Source organism: Roseateles noduli, assembly GCF_050626985.1.
GTDB lineage: Bacteria > Pseudomonadota > Gammaproteobacteria > Burkholderiales > Burkholderiaceae_C > Roseateles > Roseateles noduli_A.
Genome location: NZ_CP192463.1, coordinates 5,330,492 through 5,351,352, shown reverse-complemented (window position 1 = coordinate 5,351,352; position 20,861 = coordinate 5,330,492). Strand labels below are relative to the sequence as shown.

23 protein-coding genes and 1 pseudogene are annotated in these 20,861 nt (G+C 62.5%); 10 read left to right on the top strand and 14 right to left on the bottom strand.

The window, feature by feature from the left end:
• Positions 1–42: 42 nt before the first annotated feature.
• Entirely contained in the window at positions 43–408 is a 366-nt protein-coding gene (gene tnpB / locus ACQ4L4_RS23300) for an IS66 family insertion sequence element accessory protein TnpB (RefSeq protein WP_431101220.1), read from the bottom strand.
• The gene (locus ACQ4L4_RS23295; RefSeq protein ID WP_431101219.1) at positions 375–740 is read right to left on the bottom strand and encodes a transposase; all 366 of its coding nucleotides are present in this window, start codon (positions 738–740) and stop codon (positions 375–377) included. The genes tnpB (ACQ4L4_RS23300) and ACQ4L4_RS23295 overlap by 34 nt, the downstream gene beginning before the upstream one ends.
• Positions 741–913: 173 nt before the next feature.
• On the opposite strand from ACQ4L4_RS23295, the gene ACQ4L4_RS23290 reads away from it, so the two are divergent.
• Positions 914–2,011, top strand: coding sequence for an IS110 family transposase (locus ACQ4L4_RS23290; RefSeq protein WP_431101218.1), 1,098 nt, complete (start codon positions 914–916; stop codon positions 2,009–2,011).
• 247 nt (positions 2,012–2,258) lie between these two features.
• Positions 2,259–2,624 (top strand): hypothetical protein, encoded by a 366-nt coding sequence (locus tag ACQ4L4_RS23285; protein ID WP_431101217.1) that lies wholly within the window; start codon positions 2,259–2,261, stop codon positions 2,622–2,624.
• A gap of 385 nt (positions 2,625–3,009) precedes the next feature.
• On the opposite strand, the gene ACQ4L4_RS23280 is transcribed toward ACQ4L4_RS23285, so the two are convergent.
• Genes ACQ4L4_RS23280 through ACQ4L4_RS23265 form a run of 4 tightly spaced genes read right to left on the bottom strand, consistent with a single transcriptional unit; the run spans position 3,010 to position 4,870 of the window.
• Positions 3,010–3,213 carry a transposase domain-containing protein gene (locus ACQ4L4_RS23280; RefSeq protein ID WP_431101216.1) on the bottom strand — a complete coding sequence of 68 codons (204 nt, stop codon included), beginning with the start codon at positions 3,211–3,213 and terminating at the stop codon, positions 3,010–3,012.
• Complete coding sequence (gene tnpB / locus ACQ4L4_RS23275; protein WP_431101215.1) at positions 3,147–3,521, bottom strand: IS66 family insertion sequence element accessory protein TnpB; 375 nt, start codon at positions 3,519–3,521, stop codon at positions 3,147–3,149. Before tnpB (ACQ4L4_RS23275) ends, ACQ4L4_RS23280 begins: the two co-directional genes overlap by 67 nt.
• 49 nt (positions 3,522–3,570) lie before the next feature.
• Positions 3,571–3,891, bottom strand: a complete 321-nt coding sequence (locus tag ACQ4L4_RS23270; RefSeq protein ID WP_431101214.1) for a DUF1330 domain-containing protein — start codon at positions 3,889–3,891, stop codon at positions 3,571–3,573.
• Positions 3,892–3,925: 34 nt separating this feature from the next.
• Complete coding sequence (locus ACQ4L4_RS23265; protein ID WP_431101213.1) at positions 3,926–4,870, bottom strand: NADP-dependent oxidoreductase; 945 nt, start codon at positions 4,868–4,870, stop codon at positions 3,926–3,928.
• Positions 4,871–4,972: 102 nt separating this feature from the next.
• Here ACQ4L4_RS23265 and ACQ4L4_RS23260 point away from each other — a divergent pair, with 102 nt between their 5' ends.
• The 4 genes from ACQ4L4_RS23260 (at position 4,973) to ACQ4L4_RS23245 (ending at position 8,548) form a co-directional block, all read left to right on the top strand.
• Positions 4,973–5,428 carry a winged helix-turn-helix transcriptional regulator gene (locus ACQ4L4_RS23260; RefSeq protein ID WP_431101212.1) on the top strand — a complete coding sequence of 152 codons (456 nt, stop codon included), beginning with the start codon at positions 4,973–4,975 and terminating at the stop codon, positions 5,426–5,428.
• A gap of 294 nt (positions 5,429–5,722) precedes the next feature.
• Positions 5,723–6,394, top strand: coding sequence for a TetR/AcrR family transcriptional regulator (locus ACQ4L4_RS23255; RefSeq protein WP_431101211.1), 672 nt, complete (start codon positions 5,723–5,725; stop codon positions 6,392–6,394).
• Between the two features lie 414 nt (positions 6,395–6,808).
• The gene (locus tag ACQ4L4_RS23250) at positions 6,809–7,720 is read left to right on the top strand and encodes a zinc-dependent alcohol dehydrogenase family protein (RefSeq protein WP_431105002.1); all 912 of its coding nucleotides are present in this window, start codon (positions 6,809–6,811) and stop codon (positions 7,718–7,720) included.
• Between the two features lie 57 nt (positions 7,721–7,777).
• Positions 7,778–8,548: an SDR family NAD(P)-dependent oxidoreductase gene (locus ACQ4L4_RS23245; RefSeq protein ID WP_431105001.1), complete on the top strand. Its 771-nt coding sequence runs from the start codon at positions 7,778–7,780 to the stop codon at positions 8,546–8,548.
• A gap of 597 nt (positions 8,549–9,145) precedes the next feature.
• On the opposite strand, the gene ACQ4L4_RS23240 is transcribed toward ACQ4L4_RS23245, so the two are convergent.
• Positions 9,146–9,487, bottom strand: coding sequence for a hypothetical protein (locus tag ACQ4L4_RS23240; protein WP_431101210.1), 342 nt, complete (start codon positions 9,485–9,487; stop codon positions 9,146–9,148).
• Positions 9,488–9,850: 363 nt separating this feature from the next.
• Entirely contained in the window at positions 9,851–10,513 is a 663-nt protein-coding gene (locus ACQ4L4_RS23235) for a hypothetical protein (RefSeq protein ID WP_431101209.1), read from the bottom strand.
• 77 nt (positions 10,514–10,590) lie between these two features.
• Between ACQ4L4_RS23235 and ACQ4L4_RS23230 the strand changes: the two genes are divergently transcribed.
• Positions 10,591–10,860, top strand: coding sequence for a helix-turn-helix domain-containing protein (locus ACQ4L4_RS23230; RefSeq protein ID WP_431101208.1), 270 nt, complete (start codon positions 10,591–10,593; stop codon positions 10,858–10,860).
• 71 nt (positions 10,861–10,931) lie between these two features.
• Positions 10,932–11,285 carry an H-NS family nucleoid-associated regulatory protein gene (locus ACQ4L4_RS23225; protein ID WP_431101207.1) on the top strand — a complete coding sequence of 118 codons (354 nt, stop codon included), beginning with the start codon at positions 10,932–10,934 and terminating at the stop codon, positions 11,283–11,285.
• A 367-nt stretch (positions 11,286–11,652) separates the two neighbouring features.
• Here ACQ4L4_RS23225 and ACQ4L4_RS23220 read toward each other — a convergent pair whose 3' ends face one another.
• The 3 genes from ACQ4L4_RS23220 to imuA all read right to left on the bottom strand — a co-directional run bounded on the left by ACQ4L4_RS23220 (position 11,653) and on the right by imuA (position 16,880).
• Positions 11,653–14,742 carry an error-prone DNA polymerase gene (locus ACQ4L4_RS23220; protein ID WP_431101206.1) on the bottom strand — a complete coding sequence of 1,030 codons (3,090 nt, stop codon included), beginning with the start codon at positions 14,740–14,742 and terminating at the stop codon, positions 11,653–11,655.
• A 145-nt stretch (positions 14,743–14,887) separates the two neighbouring features.
• Entirely contained in the window at positions 14,888–16,204 is a 1,317-nt protein-coding gene (locus ACQ4L4_RS23215; RefSeq protein ID WP_431101205.1) for a Y-family DNA polymerase, read from the bottom strand.
• Entirely contained in the window at positions 16,134–16,880 is a 747-nt protein-coding gene (imuA, locus tag ACQ4L4_RS23210; RefSeq protein WP_431101203.1) for a translesion DNA synthesis-associated protein ImuA, read from the bottom strand. Before imuA ends, ACQ4L4_RS23215 begins: the two co-directional genes overlap by 71 nt.
• Before the next feature lie 240 nt (positions 16,881–17,120).
• On the opposite strand from imuA, the pseudogene ACQ4L4_RS23205 reads away from it, so the two are divergent.
• Positions 17,121–17,756: pseudogene (locus ACQ4L4_RS23205) on the top strand (NAD-dependent dehydratase); the annotation flags it as partial.
• A 75-nt stretch (positions 17,757–17,831) separates the two neighbouring features.
• On the top strand, positions 17,832–18,257 hold the full coding sequence (locus ACQ4L4_RS23200; RefSeq protein WP_431101202.1) for a response regulator: 426 nt from the start codon (positions 17,832–17,834) through the stop codon (positions 18,255–18,257).
• 207 nt (positions 18,258–18,464) lie between these two features.
• On the opposite strand, the gene ACQ4L4_RS23195 is transcribed toward ACQ4L4_RS23200, so the two are convergent.
• From ACQ4L4_RS23195 to ACQ4L4_RS23185, 3 genes are read right to left on the bottom strand one after another with little or no spacing between them, the layout of a single operon-like run.
• Complete coding sequence (locus ACQ4L4_RS23195) at positions 18,465–18,773, bottom strand: hypothetical protein (RefSeq protein WP_431101201.1); 309 nt, start codon at positions 18,771–18,773, stop codon at positions 18,465–18,467.
• Positions 18,774–18,776: 3 nt separating this feature from the next.
• The gene (locus tag ACQ4L4_RS23190) at positions 18,777–19,583 is read right to left on the bottom strand and encodes an SDR family NAD(P)-dependent oxidoreductase (RefSeq protein WP_431101200.1); all 807 of its coding nucleotides are present in this window, start codon (positions 19,581–19,583) and stop codon (positions 18,777–18,779) included.
• Positions 19,584–19,612: 29 nt separating this feature from the next.
• Positions 19,613–20,788, bottom strand: a complete 1,176-nt coding sequence (locus ACQ4L4_RS23185; protein WP_431101199.1) for a zinc-dependent alcohol dehydrogenase — start codon at positions 20,786–20,788, stop codon at positions 19,613–19,615.
• Between the last annotated feature and the right edge of the window lie 73 nt (positions 20,789–20,861).

The window sequence follows — 20,861 nt, the reverse complement described above, 5'->3', positions numbered from 1 at the left end:
TGCGTACGCGGGCTACGCGCATCGGCGCGAGCACCGATTGCGTCACAGTAGCCGGATCGCCCCGTCGTCTTCCACGCGCTGCCACGGGAGACCCAGCACCAGGGCCTGCAACTGCGGCTGCGTCAGCGGCATCTGCTCCAGCGTGACGTCGCGAGGCCACACGAAGCGGCCCTGGTGCAGGCGCCGCGCGGCCAGCCACACGCCAATACCGTCATGCAAGAGCACCTTCATGCGAGTGGCCCGCCGGTTGGCAAAGAGGTAGGCGTGATGAGGCTTGGCGCCCCCGAAGACCTGAACGACACGGGCCAGGGCGGTCTCGGTGCCGGCGCGCATGTCCAGTGGCGTCGTCGCGAGCCACACGGCGTCGATGCGGATCAACGCAGCAGCTCGCGCATCCAGGCTGCGCACGCATCGGCTGCGCTGGCCGGCCACGTCACTGCGACGGTAGTCGACCCGCGGCGAACCTCAATCCGGATGGGCTCAGCGCTCGGCGAAGGCGGCGCTGGTGGCGCCGGCATCGGGAGCGCGATAAAGCCCATAGGCTGATCGCTGGCAGGCACTGCGTCGACAGGCGGTAGAGCTCTCTCCAGGACCCAGCGACGCAGCAGGTTGGCGTTGATGCCCTGAGCCATCGCCACAGCGGCCATCGAGACGCCCGGCTGCTGCGCGGCTTGCACCGCCTGAGCCTTGAACTCCGCGCTGTGAACTCGCCGCCGGCGGCCTGGCCCTGCTTGATCCATAGTGCGTACGTACCCATCAAGTCGCTGATGGATACGAGCATCCTAGGCATGGCTCAGCGGATCAAGATGACTTGCCAGGACGCTTACTGACCAAGTCCCTATCCTGGGTTTCAGCATAAGGGCGGTCGACCGCAACAGAATCTGATCCTTCCTCAGTTTCGGTGGAGGCTGCCATGGATTTATCGGAAGTTCGCTTCGTGGGGCTTGACCTCGCTAAGCGCGTGTTCGCAGTCCAACTCCAGGCTGCTGACGGTCGAGACCTCGGTTGTCGCACTCTCGCTCGCGACGAGCTGGAGCCGTTCTTCTCGTCCTTGCCGCCCTCGGTGGTTGCGATGGAGGCCTGTGCGGGTGCGGGGTACTGGTGCGCTGTCCTCAGCGCTCAGGGACACACGCCGCTGCCGCTGCATGCACGAGCTGTTGCGCGCCTTCGAATGGGCCCCAAGAACGACAAGAAGGACGCGGCGCTCATCTTGCTTGCTGCGCACCTGCCTGATGCCCGCGCGGTGCTCGTGAAGTCGAGGGATCAGATCGCTGCGCTGTCCCTGCATCGGATGCGCGAGCTGATCTTGCGCCAGGAGACTGCCTGCGCGAACCAACTGCTCGGATTCCTTCTGGAAATGGGTAGCGTGCGTTGGAAGACTGCTCTCGGGCTAAGGCAAGCCGCTGACGATGAGGTCGGCGCCGAGGTCGAAAACATGCCGGCTGAGATGCAGTTCACGATCCGCTCTAGCCTGACGCGGTTGCGCGCGGCCCACGAGGAAAACCTCGCCATAAAAAAGGCGCTCCTACGCTGGCACGTCAACCACGCGCGAAGCATCACCTTGGCGTCGATTCCCGGTATCGGCTTTGGCGCAGCGACCGCGCTCACCGCATCGATTCCAGAGCCGCCGCCGTGGACCTCGGGGCGAGCGTTCTCGGCGTACCTCGGCCTCGTTCCCATCCAGCATTCGTCCGGAGACAAGACTCGACTTGGTCACATCGGACGCGGCGGGGATCAGTACCTGAGACGGGCGCTCTTTCTCGCGAGCCGCAGTGCGGCGATGCTCTGCTACCGAAAGGCGGAAGGTCCAAGCAGCTTGGTGTCCCTGTTGAATCGAAAGCCCTTCAACGTCGCAGTGAGCGCCCATGCCGCACGGTTGGCGAGGACGAGCTGCCAAATGCTGATCGACGGCACGCAGTTCGAGGAGACCGCGGCTTGGCGGCTCACTCCCTTCAGCGGGAAAGCCCATACTACCGCCGGGAGGCGCGGCGAAGCGCCGCATGACAGTTGATCCCGAGCCGCACATGGAACTTCGAGTTCGATCCATCGCTGGGGATTGTTGTGCGGAACACCGAATGGACAACGGGACCTTGAGTCCGCGGGATGGCAGGCGCCGCGCCTTTCTCTTGCCTCGGGTCCAAAGCGACGGCTTCGCAGCGGGTGCGGACACCCCTCAAGATGACAGCCGCCTCTCTGAAAGCTGACTCACACCCGTGCCCGCTGGCTAGACTTCGCGACTTCACGAGAGGAGTCGGATTTTGGATGCGCCAGACCCACGGGCCGCATGCAGGGAGGTCATCCTGTATTGGCGCCCGCTCTCCCAACTGGCGGAGTTCGCTGAGTTGCGGCATGGTTACGGGAACAGCAACGGGGGATTCGGCGTCACCTATCCGGGAGACCTGGATGAGTACGATGTCCAAGTCGAAGGAATCCACCTCCCGGCTGGTTCCCTGCTTGTCTACGGCTTTGCCATCGCGCTCCCGCCGGGCTGGGAGGTCGTCGTCGATGAGGGCGTCTACCTGCACGTCCTACTTTCAGTTCTGCTGGAACACGGACTGGCGGCCGAGGCCGGCCGTGTTGAACGCCTGCTCAATGCGCGAGACCCGCTTCCAGCTTGGCGCTGATGTCGGCAACGCAGCGATCTCGGTCAGCGGGCGCCGTGCGACGCGCGACCGGTCCTGAGCGCCTTTCGGTCATCCACGCGTCGGTCGGGTCAAGCTCCGGCCGTCCGCTCTGATTGTTAGATCGATCGTTTAATGTTGCCGCCCGAGTTCACGATCTTCGAGTGGCCGCAGCGAGGTCCCTCGGCCGTCTCAGATCGACCCGTTGCGGAAGTTGGCTCAGGCCGAGCAAGGCGCCGGAAAGCGGCCATTCAACGTTTGAGGCGGACCCCTTGAAAAGCCACTTCCACTGATCGCGTCCCTGGTTTAAGAGTCGCGCCAGCATTGGGGAGATGGCCGCGGGCATGCACCCACAGCCTGCTACGGCCAGAACTTTTGAGCTTTTGGCTCATCTTGGTGTGACCTGCGCCTTGAGTGCCGCCAGGTCTGCGTCCTCGGCCTCGTCGAAGAGCGCCTTATGCTCGGCATTCAACTGCTCGCTCTTCCTGCCGAACTTGACGCGGCGCAACTGCGCCATCTCGAAGCTCAGCTTCTCGATCCGCGCGTCGCTCCACTCGATCTCGTGGCGATCCCGGGCCAGTTGCGCCAGCACCGTGGCCCCGATTTGGCCCAGCCCCACTGCTTCGAGCGAGGCGAGGTCTTCTGCGCTGAGGGAGGCAGGCCGAGCACGACAGCCTGCAACAGCGCCTGCGTCAGCGGCATCTGTTCGCCAAGGCCTTCTCGAGGCCAGACGAACCGTCCTCGATGCAGCCTGCGCGCTGCCAGCCACACGCCGATGGCGTGCACGAGCACCTTCATGCGCGTGGCGCTGCGGTTGGCGAAGAGGTAGGTCCGGTGCGGCCTGGCGCCGCCGAAGACCTGCACCATGCGAGCCGGCACGGTCTCCGTGCCGGCTCGCATGTCCAGTCGCGTCGTACCAGACACACCGCATCGACGCGGATGAGCAGGGTCAGCAGAGGATGTCCGTTGCGCGATAGGTCAACGGAACGCCGTCTATGAAAATGACATCGGCAGACATGTTCCGGGTGCGCAGGCCGACGATCTCGCGGTATGCATCCGAGCTGTACCAGCCGCGAGCGCGATCGCGATCCGGAAATTCCAGAATGACCAGATCGCCCTTCCAATCTCCCTCGATGCGCTCGACTGGTCCGCCATGCACGACGAAGCGCCCTTCGTACGGCGCCAACGTGGCATCGATTCGTTGTAGATACTCGATCGTCTCGGGGTTGACGACGATGGCTTGTACCTTGGCAATGGCGAGAGTAGACATTTCTTCCTTTTTGCGTTGATAGAGGGATGACGGTTCAGGCGCGACCTTGAAGATCCAGCACGACCTTGCCCTGGGTATCGCCTTTGGCTACCAGTGCGTGGGCAAGCGCTGCGTCCTTCAGCGAGAACGTTGCGCTGACGTGCGGGTTGAGTTGCCCAGAGTTCACCCAGCCGACAAGGCGCTCCAGACCGGCGCCATCCGCCTCGACGGCGACGCTCGAGAACCGGCGGCCAACGGATGCGGCAAGCGCCGGCATATTCCCGGTCGAAAGTCCCTCCGTAGTCACGACGATGCCGCCTGGCTTCAGGACCTGCAGCGAACGCTGGGCGTTGTCTCCGCCCACGATGTCAAAGACGACATCGGCATCGGACACAACGCTGGCGAAGTCAGTCGTCTTGTAGTCGATCAAATGGTCGGCGCCGAGGCTCTTGACGAAGTCGTGCTTTGCTGCGCTCGCGGTAGCAAAGACTTCTGCGCCCAGCGCCTTTGCGATCTGCACGGCTATGTGGCCGACACCGCCCCCAGCGCCGAGAATGAGAACCCGCTGCCCAGCCTGCAGCTTCGCAATGTCATCGAGCGCTTGCAATGCAGTCAGGCCTGCCATTGGCAATGCCGCTGCCTGCACGTGGGTGAGACTTGCTGGCTTCAACCAAAGTTGGCGCGAGGGAGCCGCCGTGTACTCAGAGTACGCATTCGCGGCTCGCGGAAACAGCGGCATACCGAATACCTCGTCGCCAACCTTGAACCTCGTCGAGCCCAACTCGACTTCTTCGACGACACCTGACAGGTCCCATCCCAGGATGAACGGCGGTTTGCCGAGCAGCGGGAATACGCCGCTGCGCACCAACAGATCGACCCGGTTGATGCTTGCCGCGTGGACCTTCAGGAGAACCTCCGTGAAAAGTCGGGTCGGTCGCGGAGCTTCCGCGACCTGCAGGACATCGGGGGCACCGAAGCGATCTTGTATGACGCCTTTCATGTGACAACTCTTTCAGATTAGCCTGTAGCAGGCGGAATCTGTATCATCAGTCCACCTCACAACTTTTGTAAATATGGCACCTAAAGGTGCTGTAGGTTCCAAATGGATACCACCTTCGATCACATTTCACGGAACAAGCTGCCTCAACTTCCTCCAGGCGATGTATTCGACGCGAATTGCCCCTCGCGCACAGTTGTCGAAATGCTTGCCAACAAGTGGACGGTTCTGGTGGTGCAGTCGTTGGCCTCTGGACCGAGGCGCTTTGGAGAAATCCGTCGGCAGGTAGAGGGCGTCACGCAGAAGATGCTGACGCAGAGCCTGCGTTCGCTGGAGCGCGATGGGCTAGCCACCCGCACCGTCTATGCCACCACACCGCCGAGCGTCGAATACGCTCTGACGCCATTGGGCAAGGGTCTGATACGCATCACGGACCGGATGTGCCGCTGGGCGGAAGCCAACATGGTCGAGGTGGTGTTGGCTCGTCGCAGCTATGACAAAGGTGCCGACGTGCCCGCCAATACGACCAAGGTGCTAGCTCGACGCAACCAAACGGCTTGAGGCGGGATGCCGTAGCGGCAAGCGCAGAGTTTGAGTTCGCATGCGGGCTGCCGGGCCAAACTGGCTGTGAAGCTGCCCACTTTGAAGGCTGAATCGGTCGCCGACCTTCGAAAATTTTCACTACGCGCATCGGACTTTCACGCCGATAGACCCTGGTCGTCGCCCGTGATGCTTGAATGGCGCTTTTTTTAGGCCGCTACGCGGCCTGGAGGTCATTCGCTATAATTGAAGCGTATACTTCAATAAGGTGATGGCGTGTGCCGGCATGCCTCAAGTCGAAGGAGCTTTGCAGCGATGACATTGAAAGATGCAACCGCCGGAACGGCTCGTGCGCGGGGACGTCCGAAAGCATTTGATCGAGACGTCGCCGTCCAGGCGGCAATGCAGGTCTTCTGGGACGGTGGCTACGAGGGCTCTTCCTTTGATGATCTGGCCACAGCCATGCGCATCAATCCTTCGAGCTTTCGAAACACCTTCAAGACCAAGGAGGCTCTCTACAGAGAGGCGACAGAGATGTACGTGGCGCAGGGCGCCGCGTGGCTCGCTGGTGTGCTGTCCGGTGAGAAAGACGTTCGTGCCGCGTTCTCGCGCCTCTTCACCGAGGCGGCCGCACGATACACGTCCGCCGACCATCCGCTCGGATGCATGATCTCAGTGGCGGGGACCCACTTTCCGCAGGGCCTTTCTGCGCTCAGCGAGATGCTGACGACCTACAGATTTGGCGCCGAGAAGGCGATGGTCGAGCGACTCAAGCAAGGGCAGCACGACAAGCAGCTTCCCCCAGACGCGAATATCCATGCGATTGCAGCCTTCTTCCATGCGCTGTTCCGCGGCATGGCAGTGCAAGCCCGAGATGGGGTCAGTCGTGATCGACTGTTAGAGATTGTGGCCGTCGCAATGAGCGCCTTCCCCTCAGCACCAATGGCTTCCGAAAGCACCGGCCCGCGAGGAACTCGGCGACGCTGAACCGGGGTGCGGGCCCCTTTTCCCGGTATCCCGCGGCGCTAGCAATGACATACCCGGTCTCGTCAAGACTGGGTAAACGACCTTGCGCACAGCGACCCAAACGCATCTACGGATGTCCTGAACGCTCGTCTGGACCTCGCCCTCTCGCCAGCCGATCCGCATGTTGTTGCTGATGCGCGCAGCAACATCCGGCGCTCGGCACCTCAGCCGTGAATTTCTGATGTAATCGCTTCAAAAATGCTTGACGTGAGCCGCGCCCCTCGGTCACACTCCAATTATTGAAGTTATCGCTTCAATATAACCGTGTCACTCCCGCCCTGCATGGGTTGGGCGCGACCAAGCAAGGAAATCATGATGCGAGCAGTAGAACTTCAAAGATACGGCGAGCCCACAACGAGCGTCGCCGTGGTCGACATGCCGGAGCCCGCAAACCCGCAGGATGGCGAGGTCCTGGTGGGCATGGGGTTCGCTCCAGTGAACCTCAACGACCTGCTCGTGCTGCAGGGTTTGTTTCCTGTTCATCCAAAGCTCCCGAGCCCGGTGGGAAACGAGGGTGTTGGACGCGTCCTGGCCGTGGGGCGAGGCGTTTCTGGATTGGCTGTCGGTGATGTGGTGGTGCTGCCGCTATACAGCCTGACGTGGCGAGAGCGCTTGAACGTCCCAGCTTCACAAGTGGTTCGGGTGCCAGCACACGCGGATCTCGAACAACTCTCGATGTTGCGTATCAATGCCATCACGGCAGCACTTCTGTTGAGTGAGTATGTTCGTCTCAAGCCCGGCGACTGGGTACTTCAGAACGCGGGGAACTCTTCGGTTGCAACGACGGTGACTGCCATTGCAAAAGCTCGAGGCCTCAGAACGATCAACCTCGTACGTCGACCGGAATTGGTCGACAGCGTCAGGGCTGCTGGAGCAGATGCGTCATTCGTGGACAACGAAGACTCGCTCCAGCAAATCAATTCGCTCGTCGGTGAACGCGGGATCGGCCTTGCCCTCGATGGCGTCGGTGGCTCTGCGGTGGGTCGCTTGGCGACGGCGCTCAGCGCCGGTGGAACTATCGTGAGCTATGGCTCGTTGGGTGGAGAGATGACGTCGAGCGCGAACATCCTCCACTTCATCTTCAAGAATTTAACCTACCGCGGCTTCTACCTGGACAAGCCCGAATACGAGCCAGCGGTCCCCGGAATCATTGCGGAGGCGGCGGAACTCGTGGCAACCGGAAAGCTTCGAGTACCGGTGGCCGCTGTTTACGGCATCGATGATGTTGGGCTCGCCATTGCGCACGTGACGCGGGGCGGAAAAGCTCTGCTCAAGCTGGGCGCCTAGCCCCACACACGGTTCCTAGCTGCCGCGGCTAGGGATGGTCTGCAAAACTTGGAGAGAATCATGAATTTTGATGGGAAAGTTGTCGTCGTCACCGGCGGCGGCTCAGGTATCGGCAGGGAAGCCGCAGCACGTTTCGCCGCACGAGGTGCGCTGGTTGTCTTGAGCGGGCGTAACGCGCTGAAGCTCGGAGAGGTGGCAAAGGAAATCGACTCGAGCGGCAAGCGCGTGGCGATCTTCGCGGGTGATCTTACGGAGCCCGCCACCAGTGGCACACTGATTAATTTCGCACTCGAGAAGTTCGGTCAGGTGGATGTTCTGGTGAGCAACGCGGGGGTGTTTGCCCCGAAGCCCTTCCTGGAAATGACGGCAGACGACTACGACTGGGCCGTCGACAACAACCTCAAGAGCAGCTTCTTTGCAATTCAGGCGGCGGCGAGAGCAATGAAGGATCGAGGCGGAGTGGTCGTGCAGACTGGCTCGATGTGGGCGTTGCAGGCGATCGGCGCGACTCCATCGTCCGCATACTCGGCGGCCAAGGCTGGTGTACACGCCCTGATGAAGAACCTCGCCATCGAGCTTGCTCCTTTACGGATCCGAATCAACGCTGTCGCGCCGGCTGTGGTGGAGACGCCTGTCTTCAACACATTCTTGACGCCGGAGCAGGTCGCGAATGTGCTTCCGACCTACAACGGCCTGCATCCTCTCGGTCGAAACGGCCAGCCTGGCGATGTGGCGGACGCGATTCTCTTCCTCGCATCAGAGCACGCCTCTTGGATCACTGGCGCTGTCCTCCCCGTCGACGGCGGAGTAACGGCTGGCCGCCAATGAAGCACTCCCCTGCCGCTGCCTAAGCGGCAGAGGTCAGGTGACTCTTCGCAAACTTTCTTGAATCTCGCTCGGCTGGCACGGCCGAATGCTGCGACTTCGCCCCAGGCTGCACTGCACGCAGCATCACGTGTCGTCGGTGTTGTCTGGCAGGGTACTTCGAGAGCATCAAGATGAGCAGGGCTGTCAAAAGAACTCTTCCAGACCATGACGCTGACGCGATCGCCCTCAGGCATCGCATCATCATGCCTCCGATGAGCAGGCCGCGGGCTGTAGACGAGCGTGAGTGGGCGCCGCGTCTTCCGACCGAGATTGCGGCTACCTCCCCAAGCCTTCAGCGTCCGCATTGACTCAGCAAGCGGACGGTCGACCCATCGCAGCGAACGACTGCACCCGCTGCAGAGCCGACCCAGGTCTAGGCAGTAGCGCTGCCACGAGCTCTGCGCCTGCATTGGCTCGCTCTAACTTGCCCAGGCAGCCAACAGAGTTGTCCACAGACGATGGGATGGCCTCCGTTGCGAACGGCCTCAATGACCGATTTCCGCGCTCACGTTTATTCGCAGCGACCCCTCATCCGACTTAGCAAGCTGCAGCAGTCAGCTATCGGCGCAGGCCTAGCTTTTTCGCCAGTTCCAACGCGCGGGCCCTCGACGCAGCCCTCAGTTCTGGCGTGGACTTTTCTGTTTGCTGGATGTCGTCATCCACTATTGCTTCGGCCCGGAGCTGCGCCAGATCTCCAGGATCAGCCGCTTCGGAGCACTCCTTCATCCATGCGTTGAACTCATCGGCCTTCACTTCAAGCTGTTCGCGTTCGGAGGTGTTGCGGATCTCACCTTTGTAGTCGCCCGCGGCGAGCAGACGCTCAATAAACGGCCGTGCGAAGCCTGTAAGTTTCGCGGCTTCCGACGTCGTAATCCAGCGCGAGGGGTCGAGGCACGTCATCTCTGTCCTTCATAGCCGACTTCGCATTGCGCGGCCTCAGGTCGTCGCCGCCTTTAAATCAGACCAGCAGAGCGCTTTTCTCAGCCAAGCTTGGGCCTGCGTCTGTGCCGTAGCTTAGATCCCAGCATCGGTCCAGTAGCTGCCATGGGCTCCAACGCAGCGAGTGCATCGGCCTGGGCCTTGGTCAACATGCGTATCCGCGCCGCTTTCTCAGCCAATTCGGAGCTGATCATGATGACCTTTCCGGATGCGACTTTGATTCTTTTCACGGAGATTCCCGCGTTGGGATGACTTTACCTCGCTCGGTCGAAGCCATTCTTTCAAGGAGGCACCAGCAACTAGACAAGGTGCCGCTTTCCCTACTCACGTCACTTGACCGCCAGCTTCGGCGAGCGCAGTTTTTCCAAGTTGGTTGATCTGTGAGGCGAGCTTGTTCATCCGCGAGCCGGGGCCGAGGTTGAACCCGACAAGCATCCATAGGATCGGGCCCGCGATCACACAAGCGATGGCGCTGAGGACGGCGTAGCCGAGGCGTTGATCGAATTTTCCGCCGGCGCCGATGAGTACGAGCAGACCGATGACAAGCGCCGGTAAGAGCGTCCACATCAGAAAGCTGCTCACCGTACCAATCTGGAAGCGCCAAGCACGCAATGCAGTTCCCAGGACCATGACATCGCAAACCGCATCGCCGCTGGTGTGGTTCATGGCGCCGAAGATGCTGGCATCGAAGCTATCCGCAGGAGCACCGAAGACGATCGAGACACTGTGGCCTTCTCGCGCTGGAAGTTCGAATCCGCCGAGCTTGTAGAAGCGCTCTTGACCGCGATCGTCCTGAAGCCAAAGACCCTGTCTGGTTCTCACGGTGGTGGTGATCGAGCCCGGCAGCGCGACATCTTTCGAGAGCACCAGCGGATCTCCCTGCGTCACCGTCACGCTCCGACTCGTCTTCGCCGACACGACCGTTCCGGTTACCGTGGCCAGGCGGATTCGCTGGCCGTTATCGAGAGCAAATTCTTTGAAGTCCATGTTCGCGCACCTAGTTCGCGAAGATTGTGACTTAAAAGCGGGTGACGCATAGGCGACATATGTGAAGACTTCCACAGGTGTCTTCGCCTCGTATCCAGCCCAAAGAGATTGCCGTCAGCGCGCGTGAGCAGCTGGCGCTAAATCTCATTCGGCTTCGCGGACAGCGGGGGTGGACGCAAGAGGCGCTCGCGCTTGAGAGTGGGCTTCACCGTACCTTTGTCGCGCACATCGAGCGTCTTCATAGAAATGCATCACTCGACAACATCGAACGCTTAGCTCTGGCGCTCGACGTGCCAGTGCGAGAACTCTTCGCGCCGATATTCAAAGAGAGAAGCATCGAGCGCTGACGGAGCGCGCGCGTGCTCATCGGGCCGACAAGGCGGCTACGATGCTCCAGCCTCAACCTCCCAGGAAGCGAATGTCCCAAATCGATGTATCCCGTCTCTCGTATGCCGAACTTGTTGCCTTGCGCAGTGAACTAGAGCAGCAGATTGATGAGAAGCGTGGGGAAGAGCTCAAAGTTCTCGTGGACGGTTTCGCAAAGAAGCTAGAGGCGGCCGGCTTCTCGGTTGTCGAAGGCGTAGAGGCGCTCGCGCCCTACGTGGGTGTGGCCGGAAAGCGCGGACGCGAGAGCCGCACCGAGGCGCCGGTGTTGTATCGAGACCCCGTCAACCCGTCCAACACTTGGAGTGGCAGGGGTAGAGCGGCGAAGTGGCTTGCCGACTACGAAGCTCAAGGTCGCAGCCGGCAAGAGTTCAAGGTTGGGGCGTGAGGGAAGCGCCACCACCTATCTAGGATCGGTGGCGCCGCCAAAACGTCCGCACCACTGCGCCCCCGACGGCTAGCCCGTTGACTAGGCCGACCTAGCCGAGCTTCCGATCTGGGTCAATTGGACAAAGCGGCTCTCCATCTCTCGGGCTACATCTTGGACGGGTACGTACCGCTGTAGCCCGCTATATGAGCGTCGCGACGGACCCGCACCGTAAAGCCAGTTGGTGGTCCGCGAGCTCCTCATGTGAAACGGACTATCCGTGAGCGCCTGAGCAAGACGTGGACGGCTCGACTGCTGCATTAAACGTTGCCGCTGATGGACGAGGTTCGGCCCCAAGCTGTGTTCAAGAATGGGAGGACCTGTCCCATCAGCGGAAGTCTCGGCTGCTGGTCTCCAGTTCACCGAGAAGACCGGTCAGGTCCTCCAGACGCCCAGCGATCAGGCTGCATGCGTCCCCTTGCCGCTGCCACGTTCCATGGACCGCCATCAGTCGTGCCCGTAGCAGCTCCCTGCGCTGCTTTTCTTTGACGCTCGGCCATACGATCACCTGCACGTTGCCCGTCTCGTCCTCCAGGCTGAGGAAGACCACGCCCTTGGCGGTTCCGGGCTGCTGGCGAAGGGTCACGATGCCGCAGTAATGGGCCGTACGTCCATTTGGCATCGCCGCGAGGTCCTTCGCCGTGCACAGCTTTCGCTTGGCAAGCAGCGGCCGCAGCAACGCAAGCGGATGACTGCGGAGCGTCAGACCTAGCGTGCGGTAGTCCCAGATCACCTCTTCACCTTCGGCTGCGGGTACGAGGTCCAGCACCGGCTCGTCCACGGGCGCATGGCTCAGCAACTGCGGCGCACGCCTGAGCGCTGCGGCGTCCCAGACTTGCTGGCGGCGATGACCGCTGAGTGATCTCAGCGCGTCGGCCGCGGCCAACTGGCGCATCTCGTGCTGTTCAAGCCCTGCCACGCGGGCGAGTTCCTCTGCGCTCTCGAAGTACACGGTCTGTCTGGCCGTGGAGATGCGCTGCGCCGATTCGGCCCTGAGGCCCTGGACAAGTCTCAGGCCGAGCCGCACGACGGGGTGATGCTCCATGTTCTCCAGCGTGCAGTCCCAATCGCTGTGAAGGACGTCGGCCGCTCGCACCTCCACGCCGGCCCGGCGCGCATCCTGCACCAGCTGGCTGGGACTGTAAAAACCCAGCGGCTGGCTGTTGAGCATCGCGGCCAGGAACTCGGCCGGGTGGTGCTTCTTGACCCAGCACGAGGCGTAGACCAACAGTGCGAAGCTGGCCGCATGGCTCTCCGGGAAGCCGTAACTGCTGAAGCCCTTCATCTGCTCGAAGACGTTCTTGGCAAACGCCTCCGTGTAGCCGCGCTCAAGCATGCCGCTGATGATGCGGGGCTCGTATTTATCCAGGCTGCCCGTGCGGCGCCAGGCCGCCATCGCGCGGCGCAGCCCGTCGGCCTCGCCGGCGGTGAAGCCCGCGCACAGAATGGCCAGTTGCATGCATTGCTCCTGGAAGAGCGGCACGCCCAGCGTGCGCCCGAGCGCCTGTTCGATCTCGGGGCTGGGGTAGACCACCGGCACCTTGCCGCTGCGCCGGTCCAGGTACGGATGCACTGACCCGCCCTGGATGGGCCCCGGCCGCACGATGGCCACCTGCACGACCAAGTCGTAGAAGCATCGCGGAAGGTGGCGTGGAAGCATGCTCATCTGCGCCCGACTCTCCACCTGGAACACGCCCACGGTGTCGGCTTTGCAGATCATGTCGTAGGTGGCAGCGTCCTCGGCAGGGATGTCCTGCATCTCGAAGACGTGACCCTTGCGTTGACCGATGAAGTCGAGCGCTTTGTGCAGCGCTGTGAGCATGCCCAGCGCCAGCACGTCCACCTTCAGAAGCCCCATGAGGTCCAGGTCGTCCTTGTCCCACTGGATGACCGTGCGGTCCTCCATCGCGGCGTTCTCGATGGGCACTATCCGCGACAGAGGGCCGTCGGTCAGCACGAAGCCACCCGGGTGCTGGCTCAGGTGGCGCGGAAATCCCATCAGCTGCTCGCTCAATAGCAACAGCTGCCGCACGACGAGTTTTTCCTTGTTGAGCCCGACCTCGGCCAGCAGCTCCTCGCTGATGTCCAGGTCCCAATGGCTCAAGCCCTTGCTCAATTGGTCCAGCGTCGTCTCGTCGAACCCGAGCGCCTTTCCCACGTCGCGCAGCGCGCTGCGCGGGCGATAGGTCGTCGCGATCGCGGTCAGCGCCGCGCGCTCGCGCCCGTACTTGCGGTACAGGTACTGGATGACTTCCTCGCGTCGTTCGTGCTCGAAGTCGACATCGATGTCGGGCGGCTCGCCGCGCTCCTTGCTGATGAACCGCTCGAACAGCATGCTGCTGCGCAGCGGGTCGATCTCGGTGACGAAGGTGCAGTAGCAGACGACCGAGTTGGCGGCGGAGCCTCGCCCCTGGCACAGGATGCCCTGCGAGCGGGCGAAGGCGACGATGTCGTAAACCGTCAAGAAGTAGTGCTCGTACTTCATCTCGCTGATCAGCGCCAGCTCATGCTCGATCTGCTCCTGGGCTTTGGCGGGGATGCCGCGCGGCCAGCGACGTCCCGCGCCCGTGTACGTGATGCGGCGCAGGTAGCTCTGGGGCGTTTCACCGGGCGGCACGACCTCTTCGGGGTACTGGTACTTCAGTTCGTCGAGCGAGAAGTCGCAGCGCGCGGCCACGCGCAGCGTCTCCTCCATGAGCTCAGCGGGGCACCGCTCGGCGATGCGCCTGCGCGTGCGCAGATGCTGCTCGGCGTTCTGCCTGAGTTGTAGACCGCAGTCGGTGAGCGGCAGGCCCAGCCGGGTGGCAGTGAGCACATCCTGGAGCGCCTTACGCGAGCGCACGTGCATGTGCACGTCGCCCACCGCCACGACCGGCACCGCGGTGAGATCGCTGCACTCGCGCAGCTTGAAGAGCTGCACCTCGTCGTCCATGCGGCGGAGTTGCTCCCAGCCGAGCCAGCAGCAGCCGACCCAGTTCCCCAGCAGCCAGCGGGCGATGCCTTCCATCTGCTGCAGGCTGCATTCACGGTCAGGGACGGCCACGACGACGCAGTCGGACAAGGTCTTGCTGTCGACCTCGTTGAGGTCAAGGGTGTAGGTGCCCTTGGGCGAGCGCCGGCGCAAGCGCGTGATGAACTCGCACAGGTTGCCGTAGCCGTTGCGATTCGTGGCCAGCACCACGAGGGTGAAAGGTGCCTCGCCGGCCACCTTGAACTGGCTGCCCACCAGCAGCTTGATGCCAGCTTCCTTGGCCGCAACATGCGCGCGCACGATACCGGCCATGCTGCATTCGTCGGTCATTGCAATGGCGCCGTAGCCCAGCGCCTTGGCGCGCTGCACCAGCTCTTCAGGCTTGCTCGCACCCTTGAGGAAAGTGAAGTTCGAGGCGCAGCGCAACTCCGCGTAGTCCGGGATCATGGCGAGACTTCCGCCAGGGGACGAGCGGAGAACACGCGGGGAAATCCGAGCGTGATGCAACGCTGTTTAGTACGGCGATGCTCGGGACGATCCCGAAGGATCGCGGCAGTGCCCGTGGAAGCTGGGTCGATACTCATGCGTGCCCTCAGCCGAACACGCCGTGAAGGAACCACGCAGTGCCGTCGTCCAACTTCGCCTGGAAGATCCAGAGTAGCCCGGCGTGCTTGGACTCGGCCAGCCAGTAGTCACGCACGACGAGTCGACCTTGGTCGGTCGTCTCGTCGCGATCCCACCAGCCGGCCTCGACGCACTGCGGCCCAGCGAGGAGCTGCAACTCGCCCTGATACACCGGGCGGTTCTTGCGTACGGCCAACTTCAGCGGCTCAGGCAGCACCCAGGTGGGCTGAGGCAGTGGCGTGCTCGCTTTGAGCTTACGCGGGTGCGGCGCTACCGCGGGTTGCCAGTGACCCATCCATTCCTGGCGATGGTCCTCGCGTGTGACGCAGCGTCTCACCTTGTCCGGTCCGAGCCTGGCTGCCATTCGTTCGAGCACAAGGTGGAGCGACTCTCCGTCCTGCACCGTGTCGGGCAGCAGCGAACCGCTGCTGCCGGCTAGGTCGTGGACCTGGTCGGCGATGAGCGCCAAGTCGCCCGCCGGCGCCAGCAGTTCGACCTTGGTCAGGTTTTCTGCCAGAAGCCTGCACAGGTGTTCGACATCACGGTTCGGATCGGCAGTGCCTACGCTCAGTGAACCGCCTTCGCCCGCGTCCTTCGACCGCATGGCGTCGTGCCACCAGCGCAGGGTGAAACCGGTAACGCCGGCGTGGCGCGCTGCGAGCCATCCGCACATCTGTACAAGCAGCCGTCGCGCGCCTTGCAAGAGCGCCGGCGCATGCTCTACGCGGAAAGGCAACTCGAGCTTGGCATTAAAGGTGTCGGGCAGCACCTCCCACACGTGCACTTCCGGCGCACGGCCGTAGGCTCGGTCGAGCGCCTGGAGAAGCTCCTTGTCGAACCGCCGACTCAAGCCGCCGCGTGGCAGCGCACGAACGTCGCCGAGGGTCCGGCAGCCCGTCTGCGCGAGGGTCGTCGAATGCGGCCGAACTGCGGTGAGGCACTCCATGCGCAGCGCGTCGAGCATTTCTTCAAGCGGCCTTTTGAAGCCGTTCTCGATGCGTGAGCGAGCCAAGGCGTGCGCTCCCAAGCTGGTGGCCGCCCAAGCGACCTGTAGAACTCCAAGCTCCTCAGCTTCAGCCACGACACGGTCGCGCAAAGCGCGCTTGCCGCCGAACAGGCGCGTGCTGGCCTCGACCTCCATCAAGACGGCATCTTCGGAGACGGCGACGCGGGGCGTGAACTGCAACGCCCAGACGGCCACTGCTCGAAGTGCGTCAGGACTGGGAAGGCTCGAGGATGGGTTCTGGCTGGCGCACGGCGGCAGCAACAGGGCTGTCCACAGCATGGCTTGGCTCGACGGAAACGAGGCGACTCGGGTAGCGCAGCCTCGGGGTCATGATCTTGTTCAAGCCGCCGGGCATGGACGGCAACTGGAGTTGCCCTTCCACCGGAGAGCCCCTGCGCTTGAGCACTTGAACGCCAATCTGCCAGTCGGTCTCCACCCGCACCACGACGCGCAGCGGCGCAGCAGAAGAGTCCCGTTCCGCCGACTCTGGCCGGCAGAGGAAGACTGGGCCTGTGCAGCGCGCAGCGAGCACCTGCAGCCGTCGTACCTGCTCTGCACGCACTAGCGGCAGCCAAGCGACGACGGCTCCGCAGCTGCCGGCCTTCACCAGTTGCTCGGTCGACCACAAGCGATCCTTCGGGGCGTCGACGTCCACCCAGACCAGATGGCGATCGTCCACCCCATGGTGGCGAAGGCCGGGAACATGCGGCCATAGCGTAGGGCCGACCAGGGCCACAGTACGCCCTCGCTGGGTGATGCCGGCCATCATCGACGCGAGCAGACGGAGCTCCACAACGGAAAATTGGCTGACCAACACCTCGGTCAGCGCCGCGCAAGGCCAGCCCCCACCGGGCAAGACGGCATCCAGCTGCGCAAAACCCGTGGGCTCTACGTCAGCGACCAAACCTCCGAGCTGATTCCCTCGCCACAGCGCCGCTTCCACTGCGGCCGGCAAGGGTTCATGAACCTTTGCCTCAGCATCAGTGATTGCGTTCTGACTGGGTGACGTCAGGCTGACAAGAGGCGATGCTCCCGCCAACCCGGGCGCGGCGGGTGACATCGTTCGGCAGCAAAAAGACTGTATGGGCATACAGTATATGCACGCCCAGCCGATGTCCAGTTTCGGTTGCAATACGGCTGATCGAGTCTGCCAATGTTTCCGGTCGATCACGAAAGCTCACCGCTGATTGGCGGCCACCACGAGGGCACCTACATGTATGCGCAGGACGACAAGGTGTTGCGCGAGGACGCGTCGTTTAAGCCCGTGGGCCGCAAGGGCCGAGTGCGCGCGGCAATGGCGTCCCTGGTGTTCCAGGAAATGGCCCGCGGGGAGATTCCGGTGGTCATCGGCCGCGCGCCCAAGTTCTATGGCCCGGGCAGGACGCAGAGCATCACCAACTCGCTGGTCATCGACAGGCTCAAGTCTGGCAAGACACCGCGCGTACCTGTGCGCGACGACAGGTGCAGAACGCTGATCTGGACACCGGGTGCGAGTCGAGCCCTAGCGGCGCTGAGCAATGCACACGATGCGTTTGGTCAGACGTGGCACCTACCATGCGACGACAACCGCCTGACCTATAGGCAGTTAGTCGAACTGGCGGCTGACGTGTTCGGTGGGCCGCCCTCATACAAGGTGCTGCCCAAGTGGATGCTGATGGCCGCCAGTCTGGTTTCCGATCAGGTGCGTGAGTTGCGCGAACTGCTTCCCCGATATGAGCGGGACCACCTGTTCGACTCGACCAAGTTCAAGCAGCGGTTTCCGGAGTTTCAGATAACGACCTACCGGAAGGGTCTGGAGTTGATCCGCGACGAACGAGCACCACGTCGTTGACGGAGAGCCTGGCATGACGCGGACACTGTAAGAACTTCCAGCAGCGTCGACGTTCCCGATGCGTACCATTGCGACGTGCCAAATGCCCATCCGACGGTTCTCGTGCTTGATGATTTCCCCGACGCGTCCGAGGCGGTCGCCGCGTGGCTGGAAATTGAGGGTTGGCATCCCATCGTGACGTCCACGCCGGATGAAGCGCTCGATGCACTCGCGCGTGCACCCGTCGCTGCGGTAATCATGGAGCCGTACCTGCGCCTTGGAAGCGCAATGCATGTGGCGGAAGCTGCCCGAGATAGCCAATTCGGACGCCCGCTCATCGTGTCAGTCTCGGGACGTGGGCGGGAAGGGGACCACACTGCCTACGAACCCACGCTATTCGACTTCAATCTGGTCAAGCCAGTTCTCATGGAGCAGCTCTCGACCGTACTCACGACAGCGAAGCATCGTCGATGTCCTGCGGTTGAGCACCCTGTGCCCGCTGACTACCCAGCTAAAGACTGAAGAAAGAAAGCCCCGGCACGTGGCCGAGGCTTCAAAGCCTTGTACTGCCATCGCAGAAGGCTCCTGCTCAGGGAGGAGAAGCAGGGGACCGTAGCAGAGCCGCAGCCCACGCCGAGCCTACGCTTGAGTGACCAGGGCGCCCACGGCTCACGACCGAGGCGGGCGGCCAGGGATTCTGAACGACGCTCCGCTGTTCGTTGAAGTGGACTATTTCAATCGTTTGAAATGCACTAGGTCAACAAATCGCTCGCCGGACTCGCTCTCGGAGTGCTGCGAGATAACCTCCACCAACCCCTGCTCAGCGAGTTCATCCAATCGTTCCAGTTCGCGGGAGAAACGCTCCAGCGTCTCGACCACATCCCGGTGAGCCTCAAACGAGAACGTCTCTTGGGCCCCGATTTCGGCCATCTTGTAGATGTGATCTATGAGCATGCCAGCGCCCCTGAAGGTGGGAGTTAGGGAAAAGACTTGGCAAACATCGACGGTGCGCGCTGCTCTCGGCGCTTCCGCTGCCATCGTCTACTCGGAAGCACCCTTGTTGCCGCCGCCAGGCTCTGCGGTCTTTCGATGTTGCGCTGCCAACACTTCGGCCGGGGTGACATAGGCGAGCAAGGCTTGGACCTTATTCTTCCAGCCTGCCACCACTGAACTCTCGCCTTCCTCCATGGCCTCGTAGCCGGTCTTGGCAACCTCCGCCGGAGGTTGCTTATCGCCGGAACCCACCTTGGTGTCCGTCATATCGGCTCGCCGGAAGAACTCAGTGTCAGTCGGGCCCGGCATCAAGACAGTCACGGAAACTTCGGTGTCCTTGAGCTCGTTGCGCAGGGCGTAGGCGAATGAGTCGATGAAGGCCTTTGTGCCGTTGTAAACAGCTTGAAAACTGCCGGGCATCAGACCAGCGATGGAGCCGGTGATGAGGATTTTCCCCGCGTTGCGGGTGCGCATGGTTCGACCGATGCGCTGGATCAAGTCCAGCGTGCCGGTGATGTTGGTGTCGATCACGTGCCGCACTGCCTGGAAGTCCTGGTCAAGGAAGGCATGACCCAACCCGTGCCCCGCATTCGCAAGCAGCGCGTCGACCGGCCGCCCGCGCAGTTCGGCCATCAAGGCGTCCACGCCGATCATCAGCGACAGGTCCGCCTGAAGCACTTGAACTTGCGCTCCCTCGGCGCGACAAGCTTCAGCTGTGTCATCCTGGGCGCGATCCGCTGCGATGAGCAGGTCGTAGCCATGTCGCGCGCATTCCAGGGCGAGCTCGCGGCCTATGCCGCTGGATGCACCGGTGACGACGGCGAACGGACGTGCGGAAGAATTGCTGGTGTTCATGAGGACTCCTCGAACCAGTGGACGGGGGATCAGTTGTCGAAGGGGGTGAGCACGACCTTGCGGCAGTCCTCTTCCTTCTTGTTGAAGATGTCGTAGCCGCGCGCTGCCTCGGTGAGCGGAAGGCGATGGCTGACGATGACGTCGGGCTTCAGTTCGCCGCTTTCGATGTGCCGGAGGAGCTCGGGCATGAAGCGCTGGGCGTGGGTCTGACCGCTGGCGAAGCTCAGCCCCTTCTCGAATGCGTCCCCGAACAGGAACCCGTGAATGAAGCCCGCATACACGCCGGGCACGCTCACGATGCCGCCGCGGCGGGTTGCTGCGATTGCCCACCGCAAGGAGGTGCCGCTGGAGCCCTCCAACTTCAACGTCGACAGCACGGTCTCTACCGTGCTCCCCTTGGACTCGAAGCCCACTGCGTCGATTGATGCATCGACGCCGCGATGGTCGGTCTGCTCGATGATGAGTTGCGCCGGGTCGTCGACCTGGTTGAAGTCGATGGGCAGCACACCGTACGTCTCCTTGGCGAAGGCCAACCTATATGGGTGGTGATCGACCATGAAGATTTTCTCGGCGCCTAGCAGCCGCGCACTGGCGGCGGCCATCATGCCGACGGGGCCTGCGCCGAAAATGGCCACACTCGAGCCGGCGGTGACCTGCGCATTCAACGCAGCTTGGTAGCCGGTTGGCAGGATGTCCGAGAGGAAAAGCACCTGCTCGTCGCGCAGGCTGGTGTCGGGGATCACCAGCGGTCCGACATTGGCTTTGGGCACGCGCACGTACTGCGCTTGACCGCCGGCGTATCCGCCGTAGAGGTGGCTGTAGCCGAACAGGCCCGCTCCGGGGCGAATGTCCTTCTTGTTCAGGATGGCGCCGCGGCCAGGGTTCGTTGTCTCACAAGCTGCAAACAGCTTGCGACCGCAGAAGAAACAGTCGCCGCAGGAGATGGTGAACGGCACGACCACGCGGTCGCCCCGCTTCAGATTCGTCACGCCGCGCCCTACATCCTCGACGACCCCCATGAACTCATGGCCCAGGATGTCCCCGGATTTCATGTCTGGGATTTTTCCCCGGTAGATGTGCAGGTCAGACCCGCAGATGGCGGTCGCGGTCACACGCAGCAGGATGTCGTCGTCAGCTGCGAGCACCGGGTCGGGAACCGTCTCAACGCGAACATCCTTGGCACCGTGGTAGGTCAGGGCGAGCATGGAAGGCCTCTAGGTTGGCGCGCTCCAAAGCGCTGAACGCAGGTGTGGCAAACCCGACGCCTGAGTCCGATGA

Coding starts and splice junctions, on each gene's coding strand:
- ACQ4L4_RS23295 (WP_431101219.1), bottom strand. CDS start 740: ATGGATCAAGCAGGGCCAGGCCGCCGGCGGCGAGTTCACAGCGCGGAG.
- ACQ4L4_RS23290 (WP_431101218.1), top strand. CDS start 914: ATGGATTTATCGGAAGTTCGCTTCGTGGGGCTTGACCTCGCTAAGCGC.
- tnpB (WP_431101215.1), bottom strand. CDS start 3,521: ATGCGAGCCGGCACGGAGACCGTGCCGGCTCGCATGGTGCAGGTCTTC.
- ACQ4L4_RS23270 (WP_431101214.1), bottom strand. CDS start 3,891: ATGTCTACTCTCGCCATTGCCAAGGTACAAGCCATCGTCGTCAACCCC.
- ACQ4L4_RS23265 (WP_431101213.1), bottom strand. CDS start 4,870: ATGAAAGGCGTCATACAAGATCGCTTCGGTGCCCCCGATGTCCTGCAG.
- ACQ4L4_RS23260 (WP_431101212.1), top strand. CDS start 4,973: ATGGATACCACCTTCGATCACATTTCACGGAACAAGCTGCCTCAACTT.
- ACQ4L4_RS23255 (WP_431101211.1), top strand. CDS start 5,723: ATGACATTGAAAGATGCAACCGCCGGAACGGCTCGTGCGCGGGGACGT.
- ACQ4L4_RS23250 (WP_431105002.1), top strand. CDS start 6,809: ATGCCGGAGCCCGCAAACCCGCAGGATGGCGAGGTCCTGGTGGGCATG.
- ACQ4L4_RS23240 (WP_431101210.1), bottom strand. CDS start 9,487: ATGACGTGCCTCGACCCCTCGCGCTGGATTACGACGTCGGAAGCCGCG.
- ACQ4L4_RS23235 (WP_431101209.1), bottom strand. CDS start 10,513: ATGGACTTCAAAGAATTTGCTCTCGATAACGGCCAGCGAATCCGCCTG.
- ACQ4L4_RS23225 (WP_431101207.1), top strand. CDS start 10,932: ATGTCCCAAATCGATGTATCCCGTCTCTCGTATGCCGAACTTGTTGCC.
- ACQ4L4_RS23220 (WP_431101206.1), bottom strand. CDS start 14,742: ATGATCCCGGACTACGCGGAGTTGCGCTGCGCCTCGAACTTCACTTTC.
- ACQ4L4_RS23215 (WP_431101205.1), bottom strand. CDS start 16,204: ATGCTGTGGACAGCCCTGTTGCTGCCGCCGTGCGCCAGCCAGAACCCA.
- ACQ4L4_RS23195 (WP_431101201.1), bottom strand. CDS start 18,773: ATGGCAGCGGAAGCGCCGAGAGCAGCGCGCACCGTCGATGTTTGCCAA.
- ACQ4L4_RS23190 (WP_431101200.1), bottom strand. CDS start 19,583: ATGAACACCAGCAATTCTTCCGCACGTCCGTTCGCCGTCGTCACCGGT.
- ACQ4L4_RS23185 (WP_431101199.1), bottom strand. CDS start 20,788: ATGCTCGCCCTGACCTACCACGGTGCCAAGGATGTTCGCGTTGAGACG.